This is a genomic window from Amycolatopsis sp. NPDC089917, assembly GCF_040684635.1.
GTDB lineage: Bacteria > Actinomycetota > Actinomycetes > Mycobacteriales > Pseudonocardiaceae > Amycolatopsis.
Map to the genome: position 1 here is coordinate 1 of NZ_JBFBGL010000120.1, position 10554 is coordinate 10554.

Annotated in this window: 8 protein-coding genes and 1 pseudogene; 1 reads left to right on the forward strand and 8 read right to left on the reverse strand. The window is 69.4% G+C overall.

Translation table 11 applies throughout. The annotated features are described in order from the left end of the window. Window positions 1–115 precede the first annotated feature (115 nt). From AB0N89_RS40305 to AB0N89_RS40335, 7 genes are all read right to left on the reverse strand, one after another. Window positions 116–1384 (reverse strand): GrpB family protein, encoded by a 1269-nt coding sequence (locus AB0N89_RS40305; protein WP_364216784.1) that lies wholly within the window; start codon window positions 1382–1384, stop codon window positions 116–118. Window positions 1385–1459: 75 nt separating this feature from the next. Continuing rightward, complete coding sequence (locus AB0N89_RS40310) at window positions 1460–2290, reverse strand: shikimate dehydrogenase (protein WP_364216804.1); 831 nt, start codon at window positions 2288–2290, stop codon at window positions 1460–1462. Between the two features lie 13 nt (window positions 2291–2303). Then, on the reverse strand, window positions 2304–3635 hold the full coding sequence (mltG, locus tag AB0N89_RS40315; RefSeq protein ID WP_364216787.1) for an endolytic transglycosylase MltG: 1332 nt from the start codon (window positions 3633–3635) through the stop codon (window positions 2304–2306). Window positions 3636–4144: 509 nt separating this feature from the next. Next, window positions 4145–4648 (reverse strand): Holliday junction resolvase RuvX, encoded by a 504-nt coding sequence (ruvX, locus tag AB0N89_RS40320; RefSeq protein ID WP_364216790.1) that lies wholly within the window; start codon window positions 4646–4648, stop codon window positions 4145–4147. Beyond that, window positions 4641–7313, reverse strand: a complete 2673-nt coding sequence (alaS, locus tag AB0N89_RS40325; protein WP_364216793.1) for an alanine--tRNA ligase — start codon at window positions 7311–7313, stop codon at window positions 4641–4643. Before alaS ends, ruvX begins: the two co-directional genes overlap by 8 nt. A gap of 100 nt (window positions 7314–7413) precedes the next feature. Beyond that, a complete protein-coding gene (locus AB0N89_RS40330; RefSeq protein ID WP_364216796.1) occupies window positions 7414–7725 on the reverse strand; it encodes a hypothetical protein in 312 nt (103 codons plus the stop codon). Continuing rightward, the gene (locus tag AB0N89_RS40335) at window positions 7722–8117 is read right to left on the reverse strand and encodes a DUF948 domain-containing protein (protein ID WP_364216798.1); all 396 of its coding nucleotides are present in this window, start codon (window positions 8115–8117) and stop codon (window positions 7722–7724) included. Before AB0N89_RS40335 ends, AB0N89_RS40330 begins: the two co-directional genes overlap by 4 nt. A 192-nt stretch (window positions 8118–8309) precedes the next feature. On the opposite strand from AB0N89_RS40335, the gene AB0N89_RS40340 reads away from it, so the two are divergent. Then, entirely contained in the window at window positions 8310–10388 is a 2079-nt protein-coding gene (locus AB0N89_RS40340) for a phosphocholine-specific phospholipase C (RefSeq protein ID WP_364216801.1), read from the forward strand. A 46-nt stretch (window positions 10389–10434) separates the two neighbouring features. Here AB0N89_RS40340 and AB0N89_RS40345 read toward each other — a convergent pair. Next, a pseudogene (locus AB0N89_RS40345) lies at window positions 10435–10554 on the reverse strand (phosphatidylserine decarboxylase family protein); the annotation flags it as partial.

Sequence of the window (10554 nt, forward strand, 5' to 3'; positions counted from 1 at the left end):
GTTTCTGTGGCGGCTGGGCGATCCGGCCGTCCGTGAAGGCCTCCTTGAGGGACTCTGGGTCCCTCAAGGAGGCCTTCACGAACTTGCGCACCCGCGCCGGATCGCGTTCAGAGGACTAAACGCCGGGCTCACGGACGGTCTTGAAGTACAGGAACCGCGGCTGCGTCCGCAGTTTCGCGTACCACCGCGGGTCGGAGTCCGCGATCGCCTCCTCCGGCATCGGCTCCACCAGCCTGTCGACGGCGAACCCGGCGTCCCGCACCGCGCCGAACGTCCAGCTCAGCGGCCGCCGGTAGAACTGGACCTTCTGGTTGTACTCCCCCAGCGAGAACTCGTCGTCGAGCAGTTCGAGCCGGAAATAGTTCTCCTTGCCGAACCAGCGCCAGTCCTCGCCGGGATGGTGCACCGAGAACACCAGGAGCCCGCCGGGCTTCAGGACCCGCCGGAACTCCGCGAGCGCGGGCCCCCACTCCTTCAGGTAGTGCAGCACCAGCGACGCCGTCACGACGTCGATCGAAGCGTCCTCAAGGAACGTCAACGGCCAGCTGACATCGGCCGTCTCGAACTTCGCGACATCCCCGAACTTGTCCTTGGCGACGGCGACCATGCCCGCGCTGGCGTCGACGCCGAGGACGTCCGCGCCCCTCGCCGCGAGCAGCGCGCTCAGATGTCCCGCCGCGCAGCCGACGTCCAGCACCCGCTTGCCCGTCACGTCCCCGGCCAGTTCGACGATGGCGGGACGGTCGTAGTGGGCGTTGGTGCTGCTGGTCTCGGCGTGCGCCGCGTAGAGCCGGGCGAACCCGTCGTACTGGGCGGCGCGCGCCCGTTCGATGATCTCGTCGATCACCTCTGTTTTGGCGTCGGCGTAGTTCTGGATGTACTTCCAGGTGCGCGACGCCAGTTCGCGTTTCTTGGCCTCGTACAGTTTCAGCTCGTCCTCGTGCGCGATCAGGCGCTCGCGGAAGAGGCGGTAGCGCTCGGTCTGGCCGTTGTCCGGCGAGTACACGTGCAGATTGATATCGGTGTCCGGACCTTTGAAGCTGCGGTGCTTCTCCCACTCCGGCTCGCGGATGACAAGTGTGTAGCCCCTGGCCTCCAACTGCGGCACGTATGCGTCTTCGTCGTTCGAATCGGGGACGATCAGCATGATGTCGATGATCGGTTTCGCGCAGAGCCCCGGGACCGATGTGGAGCCGACGTGCTCCAGGATCAGCGCGCGGTCCCCCAGGATCTCCCTGATGCGCCGGGCTTCCCGCTCGAACAGCCCGGGCCAGGCCGGGTCGTATTCGGCCAGGGTGACGGTGGAATTCAGGACCGGCGCCTGACCGACCCACGCGCTGTCGATGTCGTCTTCGGTGTAGTCGTCTCGATCGGGTTTAGGCATGTGACCCCCTTGGTTCCTTCTTCAAGGCAGTCGGCCAGATTATCGAATCCGGACGATCTTGTCAGGGGTTTCCGCTCAAAGAATCGGCAAAGAAAGGATCCCGCCGGTCGCCTCGCGCAGCGCGTCCCGCATTTCGGCACGCGGCGCGGGCTGCCCGGTGAAGTACTCGGATTGCCCGAAAGCCTGATGCAGCAACATGTCCAGCCCGGTGGCCAGCCGCCCGCCCCGGTCGGCGACGGCTTCGGCGAGCGCGGTCGGCCAGGGGTGGTAGATGACGTCGAGGACGCAGCCGATCCCGGCGAGCTCCGTCAGATGTGGCCGGACGGCGTCCGGGGGCACGGTGTTCACCAGCACCGCCGAGTCCCCGGCGATCTTTCCGAAGTCGGCGTCGGCCCAGCGCAGGACCTCGACGTCGAGCCCGGCTCGCTGAGCGGCCTCGACTGTTTCGGTCGCCCGTGCCGGATCCCGCACGACGAGCCGGACCGTCCGCACCCCGAGCGCGGCAAGTCCGACGACGGCCGCCGCAGCGGTCCCGCCCGCGCCGAGGACGATCGCCGCGTCGTCCTGGCCCGGCGTGTACTCCCCCGCGATCCGCAACGCCTCGGTGACGCCGTCGACGTCGGTGCAGTCGGCCAGCCAGCCCGTTTCCCGGCGCACCAGCGTGTTCGCCGCGCCGACGGCGGCCGCGCGCGGCGTGACCTCGTCGGCGTACTCCAGCGCGGCCCGTTTCCCGGGCATGGTCACCGACAGCCCGGTCCACTCCGGACCGAGACCGCCGACGAACGCGGGCAGCCCGGGACCGTCCATCTCGACCCGCTCGTAGGTCCAGCCGTCCAGCCCCAGCCCGCGGAAAGCGGCGCCGTGCAGCACGGGCGAGAGCGAGTGTTCGACCGGTTTCCCGAGGATCGCGGCCTTGCGCTCAGTAGACACCGCGCCTCTGTGCGTCCAGTTTGGCCTTGTTGTGCTCGTCGTTCGTCACCGTGAAGCAGGAGAGTCCGTTCTTCTCGCATTTGACGAAGAACAGCCACTCGCCCGCCGCCGGCTTCAACGCGGCCTGGATCGCCTCCGCGCTCGGGACAGCGATCGGCGTCGGGGTCAGACCGACCGACTTGTAGGTGTTGTAGACGCCCGCTTTTTCCCGTTCTTCGGGTTTGGTCAGCAGGGTCGGCCGGTCGAGGACGTAGTTGACCGTCGAGTCCATCTCGAGCCGCATCTTCTCGTCGAGCCGGTTGTAGATGACCCGCGAGATCTTCCCGAAGTCGGCCTTCACCGCCTCGCGTTCGATGATCGAGGCGATGGTGAGCGTCTCGTACGGCGTCTTGCCCTCGCCCTTGGACTGCTCGCTCAGCCCCGCGTTCAGAATGCGCTCGGCCGAGGTCTTCACGACGTCGGTGAGCAGTTCCTCGGCCGTCCAGCCGGGCTTGACGTTGAAGATGCCCGGGGCGATGAGCCCTTCGAGCCGCCGGTCCTTGTGCTCGGCGTTGGTGGCGGCCTCGACCGCCCACGACGGCACGCCCAGCTTCGCCAGATCCGCGGTCTCGATCGTCTTCTTCAGTTCCTCGACCGGGATGCAGGTGCTCGTGCCGTTCAGGTCCGCGCAGGAAGCCTTGGACAGCAACGTGTACACCCCGGGCGTCTTCTTGCCATCGGGCTGGGTGATGTCGTGGAACTGGGTGTACGGCCGGATCTCGACCTGGCCGACCTTCGACGCGGGCGCGGTCATCTTCTCGACCGCGCTGGCCCCGGACATCTTCGTCTTCATGACGTAGTAGCCCTGCTGGAGCCGCGAGACGGCGGTGTTGTCCTCGCCCGCCTTCACGAACGCCTTGCCGCTGGCGACGACTCCGGCCGCCTGGAGCCGGTTGCCGATCGCCGACGTCGAGTCGCCCTTCTGCACCTGGACGAGGACGTCGCTTTCGCCGGAGCCTTCGTAGTCGTCGTAGCCGAAGATCTCGGTGAAGCCGTAGTAGGCACCGCCGGCGAGCAGGACGAGCACCGTCAGCGCGGCGATCCAGCCCAGCGCGCGCTTCTTCTTGCGCTTCTTGGGCGGAGGCCCCTGGCGATCGGGACGTTCGTCCTCGATGCGCTCGGGTTCGGCGCGGTCTTCGTCCTCGAAGCCCTGCTCGTCCTCGTAATCCTCGTAGTCGTCGTACTCGTCATAGTCGTCGTACGCGTCTTCGCCGAAGATCTCGTCGTATTCCTCTTCGCTGCCCTGAGGCGGCGGAGGAGCCGCGCCGGGACGGCGGGCCATCGGCGCTTCCTGGATCGCGGGAATGACGTCGGTCGGCCGTTCGTCCGGGAGCGGGCCGTCGTCCTCGCGGCGCCTGCGGCGGCCGGGACGGGGAGGCTCGTCCTGGGCGTACGCGGGTACGCCAAGACCCCGGTCACCCGGCTGGGGGGACCGCCGCTGCGGTGCGGCAGGGGGTGGTGGCTGTGGTGGCGGCGGGGCCGCGGGTTCCGTGGCCCGCCGGTGCGGGGCCGGACGCTGCGCACGAGGCGCCGGTTCGTCGGCGGCCCGGCGCGCACGCGCCGGCGGCTGCTCTTCCGGGGACCGGCGCGCACGAGGCGGCGGTTCTTCCGCCGCACGCCGCACACGCGGCGCGGGCGGGGCCTCCGGGGGTTCCTGCCGGATGTGGCGTCGGCCCGTCGGCTGGGGTTCGGGCCTGCGACGGGGCGGGGCCGGTGGCGGAGTGGCCTCTTCAGGCTCCCGCAACCTTCGTCTACCGCCCTGACGGCGTTCGGGCCGGCCGTGGGGCTCGGTCATGTGTCGCCCTTCCGTGCGCGATGTGCCGCTACCGCGTCGATCCACGCCTGCAGGATCTCGACCGCGGCCGCCTGATCGACGACGGCACGTTGCTTACGTCCCTTCACCCCACGCTGCGACAGCATCCTGGATGCCGTCACCGTGGTCAACCGCTCGTCGGCCAGCCGCACCGGGACCGGAGCGATCCTCGCGGCGACCTTTTCGGCGTAGTCCAGCGCCGCTTCGGCCGCCGGACCGTGACGGTCCTTGAGCGTCCGCGGAAGCCCGACGACGACTTCGACCACGTCGTGTTCCGTGACGAGTTCGACGAGCTGGTCGACGTCCTTGTCGCCAGTCGCGTCGCGAGTGAGGGTAACGAGCGGGCTCGCGAGGATGGGGTCGGGATCGCTGAGCGCGATCCCGACCCGGACGGATCCGACATCCACCCCGAGTCGCCTGCCACGCCCCGGATCGGACTCTCCGGGCCGATCCGGGCGCCGCTGAAAGGCGTCGTCAGCCAACTTCGGCGACCGCCGCGCGCAGTGAGGCGATGGCCTGCTCGGCACCGGCCGGGTTCGTGCCGCCGCCCTGGGCCATGTCCGGCTTGCCGCCGCCACGGCCGCCGATCGCCTCGGCGAAGGACGGGACGAGCTTGCCCGCCGCGATGCCCTTCTCCTGCGCCGCCTTGGTGGTGGCGACGACGAAGGCGACCTTTTCGCCCTGAGGCGCGAACAGCGCGACGATGCCGGGACGGTTCCCGAGCCTGCCGCGGATGTCCTGCGCCAGCGCGCGCAGGCCGTTCGAGTCGACGCCCTCGCCGAGCTTTTCCGCGACGACCGCGACCCCGCCGATGTCCTCGGCCTTGTCCGCGAGCGAGCCCGCGGAGCCGAGCACCTGCTGGGTGCGCAGCTGGTCGATCTCCTTCTCGGCGTTCTTGAGCCGGGTGAGCACGTCGTCGATCCGCGACGGCAGCTGCTCCGAAGGCACCTTGAAGGTGTTCGCGAGCTGCGAGACGAGCAGCTGCTCCTTGCGGACGTACTTGAGCGCGTCCGTGCCGACGAGCGCCTCGACGCGGTGCACGCCGGAACCGATGGACGAGTCGCCCACCAGCTTCACCAGGCCGAGCTGGCCGATGCGGTCGACGTGGGTGCCACCGCAGAGTTCGCGGGAGTACTCGCCCATGTCGACGACGCGGACGTCGTTGCCGTACTTCTCGCCGAACAGCGCGACCGCGCCCAGTTCGAGGGCCTTGTCCTTCGTGGTGACGAAGGTGTTCACCTCGACGTTGGTCTGGAGGTAGTCGTTGACCTCCTCCTCGACCTCGGTCAGCACGTCGGCCGAGACACCGCCGGAGGTGGTGAAGTCGAAGCGCATGCGGCCCGGCGAGTTCAGCGAACCGGCCTGCGCCGCGCGCTTGCCGTACGCGCCACGCACGGCCGCGTGGACCAGGTGCGTCGCGGAGTGGGACCGTTCGATCGACAGGCGGCGGTGCTGGTCGACCGAACCGGTCAGCGCGCTGCCGACGCCGACCTCGCCGTCGACGACCTCGACGCGGTGCACGAACAGGCCCGGCACGATCTTCTGCACGTCGTGGACCTTGAGCTCGACGCCGTCACCGAGCAGCACGCCGGTGTCGGCGACCTGGCCACCGCTCTCGGCGTAGAACGGCGTGCGGTCCAGGACCAGCTCCGCCTTCTTGCCCGCGCCGACGCTGCGCACCGGGACGCCGTCTTCCAGCAGCGCGACGACCTTCGCCTCGGCCTGAAGGTCCGTGTAGCCGAGGAACTCGGTCTCGCCGCTCTGCTCCAGCACCTTGCGGTACTCGGACAGGTCGCCGTGACCGGTCTTGCGCGACGCCGCGTCGGCCTTCGCGCGCTGCCGCTGCTCGTTCATGAGCGTGCGGAAGCCCTCTTCGTCGACGGTCAGGCCCTGCTCGGACGCCATCTCGAGGGTCAGGTCGATCGGGAAGCCGTAGGTGTCGTGCAGCTGGAACGCCTTGTCGCCGGCCAGCAGAGAGCCGCCCTCGCGCTTGGTCTCCTCGGCCGCGAGGTCGAAGATGCGCGAACCGCTGGTGAGCGTGGAGAGGAAGGCCTCCTCCTCGACGCGGACGACGTCCTCGATGCGGTCGAAACCGGAGACCAGCTCGGGGTACGTCGGGCCCATCGTGTCGCGGACGACCGCGGCGAAGGCGGGCAGCACCGGCTCGTGCACGCCCAGCAGGCGCGCGGAGCGGATGATGCGGCGCAGCAGACGGCGCAGCACGTACCCGCGGCCGTCGTTGCCCGGGGTGACGCCGTCGCCGATGAGCAGCACACCGGTGCGGGCGTGGTCGGCGATGACGCGGAAGCGGACGTCATCGACGTGACTGTTGTGGCCCGAGCCGTAGCGCCGGCCGGAGAACTCCTCGGCGCGGCCGATCACCGGGCGGACGAGGTCGGTCTCGTAGACGTTCTCGACGCCCTGGAGGATCGTCGCGACGCGCTCGACGCCCATTCCGGTGTCGATGTTCTTCTTCGGCAGCTCGCCGATCGGCTTGTGGCCGTGCTTCGGGCTCTTGTCGCCCCGCACGTCCTGCATGAAGACGAGGTTCCAGATCTCGATGTAGCGGTCCTCGTCGGCGACCGGGCCGCCCTCGCGGCCGTAGTCCGGGCCGCGGTCGTAGTAGATCTCCGAACACGGGCCGCCGGGACCGGGCACGCCCATGTCCCAGTAGTTGTCCTTGCCGTCACGGGACTGGATGCGCTCGCCGGGCAGGCCGGTGAGCTTCTTCCACAGGCCCGCGGCCTCGGAGTCGTCCTCGTACACGGTCGCCCAGATGCGCGCCGGGTCGAGGCCGTAGCCGCCTTCGCTCTGGGGCTTGGTGATCAGCTCCCAGGCCGCCTCGATGGCGCCTTCCTTGAAGTAGTCGCCGAAGGAGAAGTTCCCGGCCATCTGGAAGAACGTGTTGTGCCGGGTGGTCTTGCCGACCTCGTCGATGTCCGGCGTGCGGACGCACTTCTGGACGCTGGTCGCGCGCGGGTACGGCGGCGGGGCCTCGCCGAGGAAGTACGGCTTGAACTGGACCATGCCGGCGTTGACGAACAGCAGGTTCGGGTCGTCGAGGATCAGCGGCGCGCTGGGCACGCGCGTGTGGCCCTTGTTCTCGAAATGGCTCAGGAAGCGCTGGGTGATTTCGTGTGTTTCCACGGGATCGTCCTTGTATACGGGCTCGCGCGGAAGCGCGGGGAATGCGGACAGGCCGGAACGGCGGAGGGCTTGGGCTCTTCTGGTCGCGGACGCGACCCGATCAGCCCTCCGCCCGGCGAGCTCGCCGGGCCGGGCGCCGCGGCTGGGCCGCGTGCCTGCCCGCAGGGCCTTCGGCGGCCGTGCTCAAACCGGTGCGTTCGGACACCATGTCGTGCAGCTCCTGTTCCCGTTCGTTCATCCCGGCGCGGACCTCCGCGCCGAACGAACCGACGGCGCCCGCGAGTTCCCGCACGGCGTCGCCCAAGTTCGAGGCTAACCCCGCCGGAGTGGCCTGGCGAGCGGTTTCCGTCGCTTTGCGTGACAGGGCGACGCCCGCGACCACGCCGACACCGAGCCAGAACAGGCGCTTCACTTGCGGCCTCGCTTCGCCGGGCGCGCGGCCTTCGCTTCCGCCTTCTTGCGGCGGGCCTTGATGGCCTTGCTGAGGCCGTAGGACAGCGCGGCCGTCTTCACGAGCGGACCACCGAGCGTCGCGGTGAACACCGACGACAGCGCGGACACGTTGCCGGACACGGCCTGCGCGTTGGCGGTGATGCCGTCGACCCGCTCCAGCTGCGTGTTGACGTGCGTGATCGTCTCGTTCGCGCCGATCAGCAGCGGGTCGGTGTTCTCGTGCGCCTTGCGGATGGCGATCGTGGCCTCGTCCAGGGTCCGGCCGAGCTTGAACAGCACGATCGCCAGCAGCACGACGAGTACGACGAATGCTCCTGCGGCGATCAGCGCGGCGATCTGCCCTGCCGACACGGGCCCTCCTCAAGGGTCTGCGGTCTTGGTGCCCGTGAGGTTACCGCCCCTCTGCCCGTTCAGCGGTGTCACCCCGCCCGACCGTCACTCAGCGCAGCGAACCGGGACGGGGAGCGTCGCGAACGACGTTAGCCGTCAAGACGACCTGTTCGGTTCTTGTGCCGTTCACATTGCTGGGATTAGGTCGCCCGCATGCCTGAACTGTCACGCCGTACGTTGCTGGGCGCCACCGGCGCCGCGGCCGCCACCACCCTTCTCCCGCCGTCCGTGCACGCCGCCATGGCCGAACCCATGCGCCGCGGCGGACTGGACGCCATCGAGCACGTGATCGTGCTGATGCAGGAGAACCGGTCGTTCGACCACTACTACGGCACTCTGCGCGGCGTCCGGGGCTTCTCCGACGCCCATCCGCTCGAACTGCCGTCAGGCAAATCGGTGTTCGAGCAGCCGAACCCCGCCGGCGGCACCGTGCTGCCGTTCTCGGTGCGGAAGGCGGCCGAACTGGCGGGCCGGAACACCGGCGACATCCAGTACCTCGGCGACCTCGACCACAGCTGGAACGGCAGCGGCAAGGCGTGGGCGCGCGGCTGGAACAACGGCTGGATCGCGGCGAAGACCCCCGCCACCATGACGTACTACGAGCGCCGCGACATCGCGCTGCAGTACGAGCTCGCGGACACCTTCACCATCTGCGACGCCTACCACTGCTCGATCTTCGGCTCGACCAACCCGAACCGGAACTTCCTCTGGACCGGGACCACCGGTTTCGAACCGGGCAGCACGACGAACCGGGCGGTCTCGAACGCGGCGTACTCCTACGACCACGCGGGCTACGACTGGACGACGTACCCGGAGCGGCTCGAAGCCGCCGGGGTGCCGTGGCAGATCTACCAGGAGTGGGACAACTTCACCGACAACGCGGTCGAGTACTTCGTGCCGTTCAAGAAGGTCGGGACGAAGATCCTCGCTTCGGTCGAGCAGAAGTTCCGCACCACCGAGGAGTTCTACGACGAGCTGCTCAAGAAGACGCCCGAGGAGCGCGCGAAGCTTCAGGCGCAGTTCGACGCCGGGGTCGCGAAGCTGACGCCCGCCGAGCGGAACCTGTTCAAGAAGGCCATGTACCGCAGCGAGCCGGAGACGCTGGTGACCAGGCTGAAGGCGGACATCCAGGTGCGGCGGCTGCCCGCGGTGAGCTGGCTGGTGCCGTCCGCGAAGGACTCCGAGCACCCCGGCGCGTCCACCCCGGTCGGCAGCGCGAACCTGATCTACCGCGTGCTCGACGCCCTCGCGTCCGACCGCGACACGTGGTCGAAGACGGTGCTGCTGATCAACTTCGACGAGAACGACGGCTACTTCGACCACGTGCCGCCGCCGATGCCGCCCGGGAACGCGGCGAACGACGCCGACCACTTCAACGGCCAGCCGCTCGGTTTCGGGCCGCGCGTGCCGATGACGGTCGTCTCGCCGTGGTCGATCGGCGGCAACGTCGACTCCACCGTGTACGACCACACCTCGGTGCTGCGGTTCCTCGAGCGCTGGACCGGCGTGGGCGAGCCGAACATCAGCAAGTGGCGGCGGACCGTCGCGGGCGACCTCACCGGCGCCTTCGACTTCTCGCGCGCGGGACGTCAGCCGCGGGTGAACCGGCCCGGTCCGGTGCCCGCGCCGATCAGCCGCTGGCGCCCGTCCGCCCCTGCGGAGCAGAGCCTGCCGGTGGCCGAGCCCGGCAACCGGCCGTCGCGTCCGCTGCCGTACCAGGTCTCGGTGTCCGGCTCGGTGGACAAGTCCGGGAACCTGGCGCTTTCGCTGGGCAACAGCGGCTCGTCTTCGGCGCATTTCGCGCTGTACCCGTACAAGGGCGAATTCCCCGAGCCCGCGCACCGCGACGTCCGCGGCGAGGCGCCGGAGGTCGTTCGCCTGCCCGGTGACGACTACCGCGTCGTCGTCCAGGGGCCGAACCGGTCGTGGTGGGAGCTGCGCGGGAACCGTCGCGGGGCCGCCGCGGGGGTCGACGTCCGGACTCGGTTCCTGACGTGGCGTTCGGGTGTCGAGTTCAAGCTGTCCAACTCGGGCACTTCGGCGCTGACGCTGCGGCTGTCGTCTTCGCGGTTCACCCGGGTGGTGCGGGTCGGGGCCGGCCGTTCGGTCACCGTGGACTGGCCGGTTTCGGGCGGCTGGTACGACGTTCGCGTGACGGCGGACGGGGATCCGTCGTTCCTGCGGACGCTGACCGCGCGGGTCGAGAACGGACGGTCGGGCGTCTCCTGCTGAATGGTTTGAGTTCGTGGAGCGCGCGTCTGCCGGCTTCGGGTGTCGCGAAAGCCACTTCCGGGACGTCTGATGACGCCGGGATCCGCTGGACGTGCACGTCGAACACCGACAGGAACACGCTCACGCGCATCCGCGGTTCGGCGGGCAGTCCCAGCTCGGGCGGCGG

Bases quoted from the DNA above. Each gene is read 5' to 3' on its own strand.
- AB0N89_RS40305 (WP_364216784.1), bottom strand. From the start codon at position 1,384: ATGCCTAAACCCGATCGAGACGACTACACCGAAGACGACATCGACAGC.
- AB0N89_RS40340 (WP_364216801.1), top strand. From the start codon at position 8,310: ATGCCTGAACTGTCACGCCGTACGTTGCTGGGCGCCACCGGCGCCGCG.
- mltG (WP_364216787.1), bottom strand. From the start codon at position 3,635: ATGGCCCGCCGTCCCGGCGCGGCTCCTCCGCCGCCTCAGGGCAGCGAA.